Below are 15,161 nucleotides of genomic sequence, written 5' to 3'. Positions count from 1 at the left end.
GTCAGCGGGCGACGAGCGGCAGCCGCACCAGGACCGTCGAGCCCGGCCCGTCGTGGTCGACGAGCTCGATGCTGCCGTGATGCTTGCTCACCACGGCGCGGCTCAGCGTCAGCCCCAGGCCCGTGCCCGGGATCGCCCGGTCGCGCGTGCGCGCCGTGCGGTACAGCCCGGTGAACATCTTGTCCCGCTCGTCGTCCGAGACGCCCAGGCCGGCGTCCGAGACGGCCAGCTCGGCCGCGTGCCCGGTCGCCCGCAGCGTCACGCCGATGTGCCCACCGTCCGGGCTGTACTTCACCGCGTTGCCGAGCAGGTTGTCCACCACCTGACGAAGGCGTTTGCGGTCGCCCGGCAGCATCAGCTGGTCCGGAAGCTCGTCCTCGATCACCAGCGGCGCCCCGTCGACAGCGGCCCGCGCCTTGGCCACCGAGTCGCGCACCACCTCGGCCAGGTCCATCGGCATCAGCTGCACGTCGGCGTGGCCGGTGTCGAGCGCGTTCAGCTCCATCAGCTCGTTGATGATGTCGCGCAGCGAGTTCGTGTTCCGCTCGATCACTTCCAGCAGGCGGGGCCCGTCCGCCACCAGCGACTTCTCGTCCGCCTCGCGCAGCAGCTCCGTGTAGGCGCTGATCGACGTCAGCGGCGTGCGAAGCTCGTGGCCGACGAGCGCCAGGTACTCGTTCTTCGTACGGATCAATTGTCTTTGGAGATCCTCGACAAGCCTCTTCTCCACGAACTGGCCGATGTGGGCGGCGATGCCCGACATCAGGGCCAGGAGCTCGTCCTCCGGGTCCTCGACCGTGTCGGCGAAGACGGTGAGCACGCCGAGGGTCTCAAATCCTTCTCGTACGGGGATGGCCAGCGCCGTGTGCAGTCGCGACGTCGCCGCCGTCTCCTCCGAGATCAGGCTCTGCGGCTGGCCCACGTCGCGGATCCACAGCGGCTTGCCGACCTGCCACGACCGCCCGGCCAGCCCGGTGCCATAAGAGAGGTCGACCGGCGTCTCGATGTCCTCCTGCCAGCCCGGCGCGCTCCAGCGGGCCGCCGAGCGTACGACCGCGGCCGCCTTGTCGACCAGCCAGAGCTCGGCGTGCACCCAGTCGAGGGTGCTCACCACCGACTCGAGCACGCGCGGACCGGCCGCCTCGATGCTGGGCGCCTCGGCCAGCGCCGTGATCACGGCCAGCTCGCACGTGCGGAACCGTTCCACCCGGCGCCGCCGGGTCACGTCCTGTACGGCCTGGACCGCGCCCACGGTGCTTCCGTCCGGCCCGACGATCGGGTGGGCGTCGACCAGGTAGTGCCGCGAGCGCCCATGCTGCCCGTGCAGCACCACCTCGGCGTCGGCCACGTGGTCGCCGCGCAAAGCCCGGAACAGGCCCAGGTCGGCCCGCCGGATCGGCTTGCCGTCGGCGTCCGTCAGCTGGTCGAGCGTCTCGTCGGACAGCCCGCTGTCGCCCCACAGCTTGCGCATCCGCTCGTTGACGAAAACGATGCGCCCCCGCTCGTCGCACGCGGTGACCCCGTCGTGCAGGCTGTCGAGGACGGCGTCGAGGAAACGGCGCTGCCGGTCGATCTCGTACCGGTTGAGCTGTTCGGTGATCAGCAGGGTGCTGACCTGCGCGGCCTCGGCCACCGAGGCGATGTCGGCGGACGACCACTGCCGGGGCTCGTCGTCGACTGCGCAGCAGATGCCGAGCACGGCGCCGGTCTGATCGCGGATGGGGTGCCCCAGATAGGCGCCGCTCGACTCCAGGCTGTTCGCGGGCACGCGATCGTCGGCCCGCACGTCGTCGATCACCAGTGGGGCGTCGCCGCTGACCACGAGACCGGCCAGCGAGTCCTCGAGGGGCGTGTCGGCCACGTCCTCCCACGGAATCCGGAGCCCGTAACCGCCGTACAGCCGAAGCTTGCCGCCCTGAACGAAATGGATGAGCCCGACCGGTGCGTGCGCGGCCCGTGCCACCAGCGCCGCCAGTTGATCGGCGGCCCCGCTGGTCAGCACGCCGCGATGCAACTCGGCCACCTGCTGCAGGAGGCCCTCGGGTCGCCACGGCAGTCCACCCCCGGCCCCGGCGGTCGGCTCAGGCGCCGTCTCTCCGCCGCTCAGGCCAGGGTCGTCTCGCCGCATCGCCTACCTTCCGGCCCGCCTCCGTTCCCTTCACCCTATAAGGTGTCAATAACCAAAAAGCCGCAAATTCGGTTGTACGGTCTCCGCGCCCACCCGGTCAGGCGCGGCGGCGATAGCGCAGGTCGGCGATCGGCCGGCCCGCCAGGGTTCCGCGCCGCTCGAACTTCGTCTCGGGCCGGTCGCCCCGGTCGGTGTCGAGCCGTTCCAGGCCCGGATCAGCGTCGAGCGTCTCCGCCATCGTCTCGGCGTAGTGCGGCCAGTCGGTCGCGCAGTGCAGCACCCCGCCCGGGCGCAGCCGTTCCCGCAGCAGGGCCACATTGTCCGGGCGTACGAGACGGCGCTTGTGATGTCTGGCCTTGGGCCACGGGTCCGGGAAGAAGATGTGTACGGCCGCGAGCGATCCCGGTTCGAGCCGGTGGACGAGCTCCATGGCGTCGCCGCGGGCCACCCGCAGATTGGTCAGGCCGATCTCCCCGGCCAGGGCGAGGAGGTTCCCGATGCCCGGCGTGTGCACCTCGATGCCGAGGTAGCTCCGGTCCGGGTCGGCCTTCGCCATCGCGGCCGTGGTGTCGCCCATGCCGAAGCCGATCTCCAGCACCACCGGCGCGTCCGTGCCGAAAAGCTCGGGCAGGTTCAGCGGCGTGCGGTCGCCGTCCTCGACGGTCAGACCGATGCGCGGCCACAGTTCGGCGTGGGCGTCGGCGTGCCGCGCGCTCATGCGGCCGCGGCGCGGATGAAAGGTCCGGATGGGTGGGTGTTCCTGCACCGCCTCAGTTTTTCAGGCGCTGACGTCGATCCGGCGGGCGGCCGTCGTCTGGGAGAGGTAGGCCAGAGCTTTGTCCATGTACGGTGCCACCGGATTGGGGCCGCCCGTCCGCTCGTACCGCCGGTTGAGGTCCTTGACGTAGAGGGCCGACGCCTCCTGGCCGGGCGCGAGCCGCCCCGCCGCCCGCTCGGCCGCGATGATCGCCGCGAAGGCCGTCGGGTGCTCCTTGGCGGGGTCGAACCCCAGTCCCACCCGCTGTCCCGTCACCTGGAAGATCAGCTCCCGGTCGCCGCCGGTCAGCGCGTCGAAGTCGCTTTTCGGCGCTGCGGGCTTCTCCGCCCGGGAGGCCCGGTGCACAGGGGTGACCGGCGGGTGAGGGGTCCGTGCGGTACCCAGACCGGAGACGCTCATGAAACTCCTCCATCAGAGAGCCGGCCGGCAGCAACCTCGTCGCCACCGGTCGACACCCTCATCGGCACCATCCGCCAACCTGCTTAGCCCCACTGACCTCGTCACGCGGGGTTCAGCGCACTGGCTGCACGCTCGGTTGCGAGCCCGAGCGGAACGGCTTGCGCGTGCCGTCGGCCAAGCCGACGACCATCACCCAGGAGCCGCCCGCGTTCTGGCCGGTGGCGACGGCGCGGGCCTTGTCGACGTACGCCATCTCGCGATCACCGGCGCCGCCGACGGTCCGCTTGGCCCGCGTGGTGGTGTCGTACTCGACGAGGTGTACCGGCTCGCTTTGGGCCGCTGTCTCGCCCTCCTGGTAGGCGGTCCAGGACAGCTTCCGGCCGTCCTGCCGCCAGCTGGGCACGACCGCGAAACCCCGGTTCTGCAGCGACCCGCCCCCGTACGCCGCCACGGTCTGCTCGCCGCCGGTGGCCACGGTTCCCACACTCAGGCAGGCGTCGTAGACCGACTCGCAGTTGCCGCCCCGGAACGCCACCTGCTTCCCGTCCGGCGACCAGGCCACTGCGTCGTCCCCGGCCAGCCGCTCACTGAGCGACCCGGCCCGCGACGTCACCGGCGCCGGCTCGGCCGGCAGATCCTCCCCGCGACAGTCCCGCGGAAACAGAACTTCGGGTTGCGCCTTGCCTTTAACCGCAATCCGGTAAACCCCGGGCCCACCGGAACAGGACAGGGAAGCGAACGCGATCCACTTGCTGTCCGGCGACCACGAGGGCCCCGCGGCCGGCCGGGTGGTCAGCCGGCGCTGCCCGCTCCCGTCCTCCCGCATGACCCACAGAAGCCCACCCTTCAGATAGGCGATCTGCTTCCCATCCGGCGACCACCGGGGCCGCGCTTGATCCCCGCCGACGGTGAGCCGCTTCTCCGAGCCGCCCTTGCTGACGTAGATGTCCCCGCCGCGCACATAAGCGACCAGACTCGGCAGGCTCACGGCGCCGCCGACGCCGTGAGCGGTGCCACCGACGCCTACGCCGTGAGCGGTGCCGCCGACGCCGACGCCGTGAGCGGTGCCGCCGTGAGCGGTGCTGGCGTCCGCCCGTGCCACCACCGGCTGCGCGAGCGTGCCCGCCGCCACGCCCGCCATCGCCAGGCCCAATACTCGACCGAATGCCCCCATGACGAACGCCCCCCGACGCGCCTCTGCCGTGCTGTACACCGAGAGCATCGTCGCAACCGTTCTGCACCTAAGACATTCCGCAACCGAAACCCCGAAATTCCGCCGTCCGTGCGCGGTCGAGGGCGGCCCGCCGGGAAAAGGCGGCCGGCAACGAGGACGGCGGCACGCGAACGGGGATGGGGGCGACGGCGCGCGGGCAGGTTGGCGGCGTACGGGCGGGGGTGGCGTCGCGGGGGCAGGTTGGCGCCGTGCGGATGGGGGTGGCAGCGCGCGGGCGAGGGTGGCGGCGCGCGGGCGGGGGTGGCGTCGCGGGGGCAGGTTGGCGCCGTGCGGATGGGGGTGGCAGCGCGCGGGCGAGGGCGGCGGCGTGCGGGCGGGGGCGGCGTCGCGGGGGCAGGTTGGCGCCGTGCGGATGGGAGCGGCAGCGCACGGGCGAGGGTGACGGCGCACGGACGAGGGTGGTAGCGCGCGGGCGGGGGTGGCGTCGCGGGGGCAGGTTGGCGCCGTGCGGATGGGAGTGGCGGCGCACAGGCGGGGTGGCGTCGCGGGGACAGGTTGGCGCCGTGCGGATCGGAGTGGCAGCGCACGGACGAGGGTGGCGTCGCGGGGACAGGTTGGCGCCCGCGCGGAGGGGAGCGGCTGCGTACGGGCGGGGATGGCGGCGCGCGGGCGGGGATGGCGGCGCGCGGGCGGGGATGGCGGCGCGCGGGCGAGGGTGGCGCGGTCGCCCCGGCGGACTTGGGCGGTCGGGAGCCGGGGCGGCCGCGGACTGGGTGGTGAGGGCCGGTCAGGCAGGGGCGCCCCACATGGCGGTGAAAGCGGCTGCCTCTCCCGACAGCCAGGCCTCGATGTCGCCGGGTTTGGCTGACGGGTCCATGCGGTGGGTGGTGCCTCGGCGCAGGTCGACCAGGACCGGCTCGGCGTTCGGGAGGATCTGGTTCATGTGGCGGGCCATCAAGTGCAACGTTGCCGTCACGGCCTCGGGAGTGGGCGGGTCCTCGTCGAAGTGGAGGCGTACGGCCTCGCGGCGGCCGTCCTCGTAGCGCAGGCCGAAGTGGGGGTTGATCTTCACGGCCAGGGGGCCGACGGTGGCCAGGGCGTCTCGGGTCTGTGCCAGGCCCACCTGCTCGGGGTCGCCCAAGGAGGCCAGGTAGGTCTTGGCGCCGGCGCTGACCGACTCGTACAGCGGCTTCCACCGCTCCTTGACCAGATCGACCACGCCGGACAGGTAGCTGCCGCCGGTGCGGAAGGCGATGTCGGCCTTGAGCGCCTTCACGAGCTGGCCGTGCGGGTTGAAGCCGGAACGGCGCTCGCGCGCGCGGCGCAGGCCGCCGACGAAGGTGGCCTTGGCCGGGCCGGTGCGAGTCACATATCGGGTGAAACCCAACATCGTCGCGTACGGGGGGATGACGGGCACGGGGTTGGTCGAGGAAACGCTGAGGACGGACGAGGTCACGTCGATCTCCTAACTCGAGCACCCGGAAACAGGCTGAAGATCAGCAGGTCAGAGGGCCTCTTTCGTACATACATTCTAATCGACGGGTACGACATTCCCAACCCTGATGTGCGGCCCACGGCCGCCCTAGAATCGCCGCCATGGCGACCTCACCTGCTGTCGTTCAAGACCTTGGCTGCGAGCTGCGTGAACTCGGATGGGTCAGCGATCTGATGGTGGCCGGGTCGTTGGCCACCGGTGACTACATCCCCCGCGTCAGCGATCTTGACCTGGTCGCTCTCGTCGACGGGCCCGTCGACGGGCCCGTCGACGGCGATCGGCAGGCGGTGCTCTCGGCGATCCACCGTCGACTCGACAACGGGAGCGGCGCGGGCCTCAGTCTCGGCTGCGTGTACGTCGACACCGCGACCATCTCGGACGTCGAAACGGCGCATCCGACGTGGACTCACGGTCAGCTCGTCCACCGCGTTCTTTCCCGGATCACCAGGGCGGAACTGGCCCGACACGGGTACGAGGTCTTCGGGCGCTCGCCGCGCGAGGCCTTCCCCGAGGTCTCGGCCGAGGACATACGGGCGGCGGCCCGTGCCGAGTTGACCGGCTATTGGGCCTGGGCCGCCCGGCGTCCCTGGCTGTGGGTGGACCCCACTATCGCCGACCTCGGCCTCACCTCCATGGCCCGAGGTCGCCACGCACTCGAGAAGGGCGAACTTCTCACCAAGACGCGGGCCATCGAGCAGGCGCACGCCCCGGGCTGGCTGGTCGGCCAACTCGGCGCCCGGCGGCGTGGCGAAGCGGTCTCCTCACCCCGGATGCGGACGGCTTTCATCGCCTGGCGCGACGCCCGGCGGACAGTCGCCCGCGCGAGGCGCAGTACGGTCGCCTGATGGCCTTGATCCGCGTTGACTTCGCCTCCGAGGCGCTGGAGCTGAGCACCTCCATGACGGTCGTGCTGCCCGAAGACGGCGCCGAGCCGCCGCCGCTTCTCTACCTGCTGCACGGGCTCACCGACGACGACACCGCCTGGACGCGGTTCACGTCGATCGAGCGGTATGCGACCTCGCGCGGGCTCGCCGTCGTCATGCCGCAGGTCCATCGCAGTTTCTACGCCGATGAGGCGTACGGGATGAAGTTCTGGACCTTTCTCAGCGACGAGCTCCCGCGGCTCGTCCACCGGTTCTTCAAGGTCTCCGATCAACCCCGGGAGACGTACGTCGCCGGGTTGTCCATGGGTGGCTACGGCGCCTTCAAATGGGCGCTACGGCAACCCGAACGGTTCGCGGCCGCCGCCAGTCTCTCCGGGGCGCTCGACGTGGCGTACCTCCAGGAGAACGACCACCGGCCGCACATCCGCGCTCTGATGGACCGGGTCTTCGCCGGCCGCAAGGCCGAAGGGACCGACGACGACCTGCTGCGTCTGGTCCGTGGCGCGCGCGGGAAAGAGCTGCCGAGGCTGATGCTGCGCTGTGGCGTCGACGACCACCTGGTCAAGCCGAACCAGCACTTCATCGAAGCGTGCGCCGGCGCGGGAGTGACGCTGGACTCGGCGTTCACTCCCGGCGATCACGACTGGGCCTACTGGGACCGGGAGATCCAGAACGTTCTGAACTGGATGGTCAGTCCTGATCACGGCCCTGCTCGGCCAGGAAGCGCTCCAGCTCCGCTCCCAGCTCCTCGGCCGTAGGCAGCGGCCGGTCGGTGTCGGCCAGCAGGCTGGTCTCGCGGCCGCGCAGGAACGCGTCGTACTGCGCCTCCAGCGAGGCCACCAGGCGGGTCGCCTGCTCGTCGTCGGCGATCTGCTTGTCGACGTCGTCGCGGACGGCCCGCGCCGCCTCGCGCAGGTCGCCGGTCGGCAGGGCCAGGCCGGTGCCCGAGGAGAGCGAGTCGAGCAGCAGTTCGGCCGCGGCCGGATACGTCGTCTGGGCCAGGTAGTGCGGCACGTGGGCGGCGTAGCCCATGGCGCTGTGGCCGGCCTCGCCGAGCCGGAACTCGAGCAGCCCGCCGACGCTGCCGGGCACCTGCACCCGCTGGAGCCACGGCTCCCGGTCGCCGAGCAGCGACTTGTCGGTGGCGTGGGCCGTCACGCTGCCGGGGCGGGTGTGCGGCACGGCCATCGGGATCGCGTTGAGCCCCACCGTCACCCGGACGCCGAAGCGCTCGGCCAGGGCCACCACGGCGGTGATGAAGCGTTCCCACTGAAGATCGGGCTCGGGGCCGGTGAGCAGGAGGAACTCGGTGCCCAACTGGTCGCGTACGAGATGAAGGGCCAAGGTCGGCTCCTCGTAGCTCTCCCAGTGGTCCTCGACGAAGATCATGGGTGGGCGGCGGGAGCGGTAGTCGATGAGCTGGTCGACGTCGAAGGTCGCGATCACGCGGCTCTCGAGGCTGTCGAGCAGACTTTCCCGGGCCAGCTGGATCGCGCTGCCCGCGTCGACGAACCCGGTGAGCGCCTGGACCAGGACCGGCTCGTCGAGCTCGGGCAGGTCGTCGGCCAGCTCGTACAGCTCGTGTGGGTCGAGCACGTCGAACGCCTCCTGTTGTGGGTCAAAGCGGTAACCCCTGCGAACAAGCCTGCCGCGTGTTTCATTCCGTGCGACCGGCATGTGCCCGTCAACACATGAAAAACGTACCGAATCGGTGATGCGCCACTGACCTTCGGGCAGAGAAGATCTCGGAGAAGGCACAACTGAAGATCGGGTCTCGCGTGCACGTGCATCCGCACGGCACAATGGCACAGGAACGTTCCCTTCCCCCCTCGGAGCGATCTGTGACCGAAGCCCCGCAACGTCCCGTTCTCGCCGAAACCGCCGAACCACCCGGCTCGCTCTGGTCGCGCATGAAGGCCGACCCGCAGTACGCGCCGGAGCACCTCGCCCTCGAAGCCGTCCGCCGCCTCGGACCCGAGGCCGCCGAGTGGGTGCGCCTGACCCGCGCCGACCACCCCGAGCTGACCTCCGACCAGCTCGCCGACCTGGCGATCAAGCGGTTCACCGCCCTCGCCCGCATCTCCGGGGCCGTCTCCGGCGCCACCGGCCTGCCCGGCGCGGTCCTCGACGTCGGCGTCCTCGCCTGGAACCAGGCTCGCATGGTGCTGCACGTCGCCGCCGCCTACGACCACGATCCGACAGCCTCCGAACGCGCCACCGACCTGCTGGTTCTCCAGCGCGTGCACAAGGTCGCGCAGACCGCCCGTCTCGCGCTCGGCGTCGCCGCCGGCCGGGAGCGGGCCAGCCGTCTGCTCGGTGAGGCCACCGCCCGCCCGCTCAGCGGCGCCATGGTCCGGCTGGGCGTCAAGCTGGCGGGCATGGCCGGCGTCCAGAGCGCCAAGAAGATCTTCGCCAAGATGATCCCGGGCGCGGCCATGGTGCTGGGCACGTGGGCCAACTCGGCGGCGACGAAGAATTTGGCCGTACGGACCCGCGAGCTCTACAGGCGCGGCTAAGAAGCTCCCGTCCCCGGCCGAACGGAACCCCTGAACGGGGAACCGATCGGACGGAGGGCTGCTGGTGCGTCGTCGTTGGCTGGGCACGATGGGACTGGGCACGCTCGCGCTGCTGCCGTTGCTGGCCGCGTGCGGCAGTGGCGACAGCGCGCCGAACGCGGAGCAGACCACCCCCGGCACCACCTGGGTCCGCGTGGCCAACGGCAGCGCGACCCCGTCCCCGGTGGTGACCGGCGTCAAGTCGACAGCGACCCCGTTCCCCACGGGCTTCCTGCCGTTGCCGAGCACGACGCCGGCACCGACCCCCACCGGCTCGTCCTCGTGCCCGCCGAACAAGCAGAACCCGATCAACGGCGCCACCGCCGTCACGGGCGCCACCTCGGCCACCGTCACCTGGTACAACCCGGGCGGCGACAACCTGGTCGACTACCGGGTCACCGCGATCAGCCACGACGCCATGCTCGGCGAGCAGCGTGACATCGGCTGGACGGTCGTCACGCCCGGCCCCGCCTGCGAGATGATGAGCGCCACGGTCACCGGGCTCGACCGCTCGACCCGCTACGAGTTCTCGGTCGACGCCGTCACCACGCGTCTCGGCAGCGACGGCACGATCTCCAAGACCGTCGCCCGTTCCCAGGTGGTCAGCACAACCGCGTGATCGGGGCATAACCCCGCGCGCGGGCCCGCCCGATGTCCAGCACCAGGCCATCAGTGACTTGATCTATTGAGTACGCGGTGAGCACGGGCTCCCGCCGCATCGAGCTCACGGCCGCGACGGCCCGCGCGGCGCCGACCGGAACATGCCGCACGGGCACCCCGAGCACGGCCTCGACGGCCGCGTCCCGGCGGTAGACGACGTCGTCGGCGATGTTGTACGCCCCGGGCGGCCACCGGAGGGCGGCCAGGCAGGCGCCCGCGAGGTTGCCGACGGCGGTCAGGCTCAACGGGACATCGGGCCCCGGCAGCCAGGCGCGGCCACCGCGCACGGTCCGTCGTAACCGGGGCAGCAGATGAGGGTCGCCGTCCCCGTAGACGGCGCGGGGCCGCAGCACGACCTTCCCGGCCTCGAGGGCGAGGCGCTCGCCGGCGGCCTTGGTCCGCCCATACGCGGTCCGCTGCCCGTCGGTGGGGTGATCCTCGGTGACCGGACCGTCGTAGGGGCCGGGCCGATAGACGCTGGCGCTGCTGACCCACACCACGGGCCGGTCGCCGGCGGCCGCGAGCAGGCGCCTCGTTCCCTCGACGTTGACCTCGTGGAACTCCCCCCGCCGCGAATCACCGACGGCCGCCGCCAGATGGAGCACCACATCGGCGCCGGAGAAGTCGGGCACGTCCCGCGTGGCGTCCCACGGGTGGTGCCGGCCCACGGGCCCCGGCTTGCGGCCGTAGCAGCTCACCGCATGCCCGTTCGCCGCGGCGAGCCGGGCCACCGCCGACCCGCAGAACCCGCTGGCGCCGGTCACCGCGACCCTCATGAGGTGGTGGCCCGGATGGTCAGGGAGCGCCAGCCCGGCAGGGCGGACCGGCGGTCGGCTCGGGCCTGTACGACGACGGGGCGGTAGGGAGCCAGGGCGGCCAGAACGTCCTCCATCTGGGTGCGGGCCAGGCGGGCGCCCGGGCAGGCGTGCGGGCCGGCGCCGAAGACCAGCTGGGCGATCGGCGGCGGGGCCGGGTGGGCGGGACAGGGGTCGGCGCGGTGAGCCCCGGCCGCGTGGCGGGCGATGAGCAGCATGCGGTCGCCGGGGCGGACCGGGCAGCCGCCGACCTCGGCCCCGGCGGCGGCCACCCTCGGCAGCAGGGGAGTGGGGGCGGTGACCCGCAACAGCTCGTCGGCCAGCGCCGGCGAGGAGGCGTGCTCCCACAGGCCGGCGTCGCCGGCCCAGGCCACCGCGCGGGGGATGGCGGCCACGGTGGTGTTGATGGCGGCCACGGCAAGCATCGCCGCCAGCGCGGTGTCGCCCCCGGGCGTCGCAAGGGCGCTGTCGCCGCCGAGAGTCGCAAGGGCGGTGTCGCCGCCGGGTGTCGCGAGCGCGGTGTCGCCGCCGGATGTCGCGAGCAGGCCGAGCAAATGGGCGGCGGCCGCCTCGGCCTTTCGTTCGGCTCCTCGGCGCGCGATGCCGGGCAGATGGGCTCGGGCCGCCGCCGCGGCGGCCTTCCGCGCGGCCGACGCCAGCGTCATCGGGTCGACGTCGATCTTCAGGAGGGCGGTGGCGGTCGCGCCGGCGATCTCGGCCGCGAGGGGGACCAGGTCGAGGGTTCCTCCCTCGGCCAGCGGCGCGAGGCGGTCGGCCAGCACGGCGGTCCAGATCGGGCGCAGCCGGGCCACACCGGCCGCGCCGAGCAGGTCGGCGGTGTCGCGGCGGGCGTCGCGGTGCTCCTCGCCGTGCTGGTCGAAGAGGGAGCCCGGGCCGGCCAGCGAGCCCGCCGCCCCGCCGGTCGTGCCTTCCGCAGTGCGGTCCAGGGGGACCTTGGTCAGCGCCTTCCGGTACGCCTCGCGGTCGTGCACCAGCACGGTGCCGCCGATCCGCAGCGCCGGCCGGTGGCGCGTGGCGGCCAGCAGCGCGAAGAGAACCGGATGACTGCTCAGATAGACCCGCCGATCACGGCGGCGAGCGCTCGTCATAGGTGCGCCGCCAGCACAGCCGTGGCCTGGCGGTCGGGTTTCCGGGAGCGGCCGGCCAGGGGGATCGGGGCGAAGACCACCCGGTCGGGGCGGGCCGAGCCCATCCGGGCCAGCGGATCGCGGAGGGCGGCCCGCACCGCACGCTCGTCAGCCCCGGCCGAGGTCTGCACCACGGCCACGAGCCGCTCATCGCCGTCGCCGGCCGGAACCCCGACCAGCAGGGCCAGCTCCACGCCGGGCACGTGCAGCGACGGCTCGTACAGGCCGGGATAGATGTTCTCGGCCCGGCGCAGGATCATGTCCTTCGCGCGGCCACCCAGCACCACCGAGCCGTCGTCGAGGACGCGGCCGATGTCGCCCGTGACCACCCAGCCGAGCGGGTCCTCGCCCAGGTAACGGTCGGCCGCGGTCGGCCCGGCCAGGAGAAGCTGACCGTCGGCGCCGACCCGGGCGGTCACGCCCGGCAACAGCGTGCCGACCAGGTCGCCGTCGGCGGTGAAGGCGGCTTTGGACGATTCCTCCACGGCGGCGGCCGGGAAGACCTCGGTCAGCGCGTATACGCCCCACGCCTCGGCCGCCCCCGAGCGGCGCACCGCCGTCAGCAGCGACGCGCTCACGGGCGCCGACCCGCTGTAGACGCGGCCGGTGAACCGGGCGCCGGCGGCCAGGCCGGCCCGGATCTGCGGCGGGGTCAGATAGGTGGCCTGCGGGTTCAGCTCCCGGATCTGACGCGGCAGGGAACGCCGCGACGGGAAGGCCACCGGCGCCCCGGCGGCCAGCGACGGCACCAGCACGAAGAACGTGCCGCCGAGCACCGGGGCGCCGGGCATGGGGCGCACCAGGTCGCGCACGGCCGTCATGCCGGCCGAGAGCGACCGGCGGGTGTGCACCACGGCCCGCGGCCGGCTCGTCGTGCCCGAGGTGAAGACGATGACGGCGTCACCGTCACCCTCGTACCGCCGGGGGAGCCGGCCCGCCTCGGGACGCAGCGCCGGCGGCGAGCCCGGAAGCCGGCGGCCGATGGTCCGCACCGGGGCTATCGCGGCGAGCTCGGGGAGGGCGAGGTGGGCGCGCCGGGCCAGGCGGGCGGCCCATCCGGCCACGGCCTGGGCGGCCGCGTCGGCCAGCACGAGCTTGGGCGCGGCCAGGGCCAGGCGGGCCCGCAGCACGTCCGGCCCGGCGGTCGGGTCGAGCACGGCGATCCGGAGACCCAGGTGGTACGCGGCCAGCAGTGTCGCCAGCGAGCGCGGCCCCGGGCGTACGGCCAGGGCGATCGTGTCACCGGGAGCGAGATCGGCCAGCGCCACGGCATAGCCGCGTACGAGCCCGGCCAGCTCGCCCCGGGTGGCGCCGGGCAGGGCGGGGCGGTCGTCACCCTCGCGCAGGGAATCGAGGAGTTCGGTGAGCATCAGCGGGGGTCCGCCGTCCGGAGGCCGCTGCCGCGGTCCAGATACCACTTGGCGGTGCCCATGACGCCGTACGCCCGGATCCGCCTGGTGGAATTGGCGACCACCATCCGGCGGCTGTGCGTGATGGCGGAGGTGGTGCGCCGGACCCGGTTGAGGAAGGTGCGGTCGGTGGGGGAGGGGCGCCGGGGCATGCCGCCGCACGCCTCGTAGAGCTCGGCCGTGATGGCCATGTTGTTGCCGGCGTGCATGCGGTACGGGGCCTTGAACTCGGGCCCGCGGTGGGCCGGCCGGATGCGGCCGAAGAAGGCGGCCAGCACGACCAGCAGGCGGAAGAAGGCGCGCCCGAGGGGGCCGTGCTCGTCGGACCGGGCGGTGATCTTGCCGCAGGCCATGCCGTTGCTCGTGGTCAGCGCTTTCCGGGCGGCGGCGACCCAGCCGGGGGCGGGAACGCAGTCGGCATCGGTGCGGGCGAGAAACCGCGCGCCGGAGGCGATGGCGTGCCGGAAGCCGGTGTCGACCGCGCAGCCGACGCCCTTGTCGGTCTCGACCAGAAGCCGTACGGGGAAAGGCGCCTTGAAGCTCTTCACCACCGCGACCGTGCCGTCGGTGGAGTTGTTGTCGACGACGAGCAGAGTGAAGTCGGTGTCGGTCTGTGCCGCCAAAGCGTCCAGCGTCGTCTTTATACGGCTTTCTTCGTTGTACGCCGGCACGACCACCCAGAGCGGCGCCTTCACGAGACCTCCCACACCATGGTCATCAGGCTCACGCCGCCGCCGAGGCCGACGAGCAGCACGCGGTCGCCGGGGTTCAAATCCGGATATATCCGGGCCAGCTGAACGCCCAGCGAGGCCGAGGCCGTGTTCCCGAGCTCGTCGACGGTGATCACGAGTTTGTCGCGAGGAACTCCGGTCACATCGACGAAGCGCGATAGATAGGGCATCGTCACTTGGTGCACCAGCACGCGGGCATAAGAATCCCACGAGTGGTTGAAACGCTTCATCACCCGTGAGATCAAACCCGGGCCGATCTCCTCGAAGACTGCCCGGAGGCGGCGGCCGTCGCCGGTGAAGTACGTGTGCTCGTCGCCCCGGGGATGCCGCGAGCCGCCGCCGAAGATGCCGCCGACCGTCCAGTGCTCGGAATGGGTCTCCGCGTCCACGTCGAGAATCCCGCCGGTGGCCACCGGCTCGACCAGCACGGCCGCCCCCGCGTCGCCGAAGGTGTAGCCGGCCAGGGCCGTACGCGCCTGGGAAAGGCTGGTCAGGGCGGGCCGCATGGCGCGGGTCGGCGTCTCGCCGGTGACGACCAGCGCGGTCCGCGCCCGCCCGGCCAGGATCATCGAGCGGGCCAGGTCGATGCCGTTGAGGAAGCTGTTGCAGGCGTTCGTCACGTCCAGCGCGTGCGCCCGGCTGCCCAGCGCCGCCTGCACCACGTGCGCGGTCGCCGGCTCGGCCATGTCGCGGGTGGCGCTGGCGAACAGCAGCAGGTCGACGTCGAGCGGATCGCGGCCGGTCTCGGCCAGCACCTTGGTCGCGGCGTCGAGGGCCAGATCCGACGCGTACTCGTCGTCGGCCGCGACCCGGCGCCGGGTGATTCCGGTCGCCTGCTCGAACATCCGCGGCGGCAGCTTCGGCGCGACCCTGCGCTGCAGCTCGGCCGTGGTGACCTCGCGGGCCGGCAGGGCGTACGCGATCCCGGTTATTCCCACATTCATGGGCGACAGCCTGCCGTACGGACGTGATCGGGTCGTGAGCA

Annotated in this window: 15 protein-coding genes; 4 read left to right on the top strand and 11 right to left on the bottom strand. The window is 72.4% G+C overall.

Annotated features, from left to right (window positions below; genetic code table 11):
- Position 1 precedes the first annotated feature (1 nt).
- The 5 genes from ACQP2X_RS38105 to ACQP2X_RS38085 all read right to left on the bottom strand — a co-directional run bounded on the left by ACQP2X_RS38105 (position 2) and on the right by ACQP2X_RS38085 (position 5,869).
- Complete coding sequence (locus ACQP2X_RS38105) at positions 2-2,128, bottom strand: ATP-binding protein (protein WP_498690256.1); 2,127 nt, start codon at positions 2,126-2,128, stop codon at positions 2-4.
- Between the two features lie 97 nt (positions 2,129-2,225).
- The gene (gene trmB, locus ACQP2X_RS38100; RefSeq protein WP_498690254.1) at positions 2,226-2,846 is read right to left on the bottom strand and encodes a tRNA (guanosine(46)-N7)-methyltransferase TrmB; all 621 of its coding nucleotides are present in this window, start codon (positions 2,844-2,846) and stop codon (positions 2,226-2,228) included.
- A gap of 60 nt (positions 2,847-2,906) precedes the next feature.
- On the bottom strand, positions 2,907-3,305 hold the full coding sequence (locus ACQP2X_RS38095) for a hypothetical protein (RefSeq protein ID WP_498690252.1): 399 nt from the start codon (positions 3,303-3,305) through the stop codon (positions 2,907-2,909).
- Between the two features lie 112 nt (positions 3,306-3,417).
- Positions 3,418-4,479 carry a TolB family protein gene (locus tag ACQP2X_RS38090; RefSeq protein WP_498690251.1) on the bottom strand — a complete coding sequence of 354 codons (1,062 nt, stop codon included), beginning with the start codon at positions 4,477-4,479 and terminating at the stop codon, positions 3,418-3,420.
- 787 nt (positions 4,480-5,266) lie between these two features.
- A complete protein-coding gene (locus ACQP2X_RS38085; RefSeq protein WP_498701143.1) occupies positions 5,267-5,869 on the bottom strand; it encodes a hypothetical protein in 603 nt (200 codons plus the stop codon).
- Between the two features lie 206 nt (positions 5,870-6,075).
- Between ACQP2X_RS38085 and ACQP2X_RS38080 the strand changes: the two genes are divergently transcribed.
- Positions 6,076-6,819 (top strand): nucleotidyltransferase family protein, encoded by a 744-nt coding sequence (locus ACQP2X_RS38080; RefSeq protein WP_498690249.1) that lies wholly within the window; start codon positions 6,076-6,078, stop codon positions 6,817-6,819.
- Positions 6,819-7,616 carry an alpha/beta hydrolase gene (locus ACQP2X_RS38075; protein ID WP_498690248.1) on the top strand — a complete coding sequence of 266 codons (798 nt, stop codon included), beginning with the start codon at positions 6,819-6,821 and terminating at the stop codon, positions 7,614-7,616. The genes ACQP2X_RS38080 and ACQP2X_RS38075 overlap by 1 nt, the downstream gene beginning before the upstream one ends.
- Here the strand turns inward: ACQP2X_RS38075 and ACQP2X_RS38070 are convergent.
- The gene (locus ACQP2X_RS38070; protein WP_498690246.1) at positions 7,549-8,454 is read right to left on the bottom strand and encodes a proteasome assembly chaperone family protein; all 906 of its coding nucleotides are present in this window, start codon (positions 8,452-8,454) and stop codon (positions 7,549-7,551) included. The genes ACQP2X_RS38075 and ACQP2X_RS38070 overlap by 68 nt on opposite strands.
- Positions 8,455-8,660: 206 nt before the next feature.
- Between ACQP2X_RS38070 and ACQP2X_RS38065 the strand changes: the two genes are divergently transcribed.
- Both ACQP2X_RS38065 and ACQP2X_RS38060 read left to right on the top strand, forming a co-directional pair.
- Positions 8,661-9,374, top strand: a complete 714-nt coding sequence (locus tag ACQP2X_RS38065; RefSeq protein WP_498690245.1) for an EcsC family protein — start codon at positions 8,661-8,663, stop codon at positions 9,372-9,374.
- 64 nt (positions 9,375-9,438) lie between these two features.
- Entirely contained in the window at positions 9,439-10,032 is a 594-nt protein-coding gene (locus ACQP2X_RS38060; RefSeq protein WP_498690243.1) for a fibronectin type III domain-containing protein, read from the top strand.
- Here ACQP2X_RS38060 and ACQP2X_RS38055 read toward each other — a convergent pair.
- Genes ACQP2X_RS38055 through ACQP2X_RS38035 form a run of 5 tightly spaced genes read right to left on the bottom strand, consistent with a single transcriptional unit; the run spans position 10,016 to position 15,120 of the window.
- The gene (locus tag ACQP2X_RS38055; protein ID WP_498690241.1) at positions 10,016-10,849 is read right to left on the bottom strand and encodes an NAD-dependent epimerase/dehydratase family protein; all 834 of its coding nucleotides are present in this window, start codon (positions 10,847-10,849) and stop codon (positions 10,016-10,018) included. The two genes, ACQP2X_RS38060 and ACQP2X_RS38055, sit on opposite strands and share 17 nt — an antisense overlap.
- Positions 10,846-11,997 carry a cytochrome P450 family protein gene (locus ACQP2X_RS38050; RefSeq protein WP_498690239.1) on the bottom strand — a complete coding sequence of 384 codons (1,152 nt, stop codon included), beginning with the start codon at positions 11,995-11,997 and terminating at the stop codon, positions 10,846-10,848. Before ACQP2X_RS38050 ends, ACQP2X_RS38055 begins: the two co-directional genes overlap by 4 nt.
- Positions 11,994-13,406, bottom strand: coding sequence for a class I adenylate-forming enzyme family protein (locus ACQP2X_RS38045; protein ID WP_498690238.1), 1,413 nt, complete (start codon positions 13,404-13,406; stop codon positions 11,994-11,996). The genes ACQP2X_RS38050 and ACQP2X_RS38045 overlap by 4 nt, the downstream gene beginning before the upstream one ends.
- Positions 13,406-14,140, bottom strand: coding sequence for a glycosyltransferase family A protein (locus ACQP2X_RS38040; RefSeq protein ID WP_498690237.1), 735 nt, complete (start codon positions 14,138-14,140; stop codon positions 13,406-13,408). Before ACQP2X_RS38040 ends, ACQP2X_RS38045 begins: the two co-directional genes overlap by 1 nt.
- Positions 14,137-15,120, bottom strand: coding sequence for a 3-oxoacyl-ACP synthase III family protein (locus tag ACQP2X_RS38035; RefSeq protein WP_498690235.1), 984 nt, complete (start codon positions 15,118-15,120; stop codon positions 14,137-14,139). Before ACQP2X_RS38035 ends, ACQP2X_RS38040 begins: the two co-directional genes overlap by 4 nt.
- Positions 15,121-15,161: the final 41 nt, after the last annotated feature.

Origin of the sequence: Actinoplanes sp. CA-131856 (assembly GCF_050956135.1) — a bacterium.
GTDB lineage: Bacteria > Actinomycetota > Actinomycetes > Mycobacteriales > Micromonosporaceae > Actinoplanes.
This window is presented reverse-complemented; position numbering and strand designations above follow the sequence as displayed.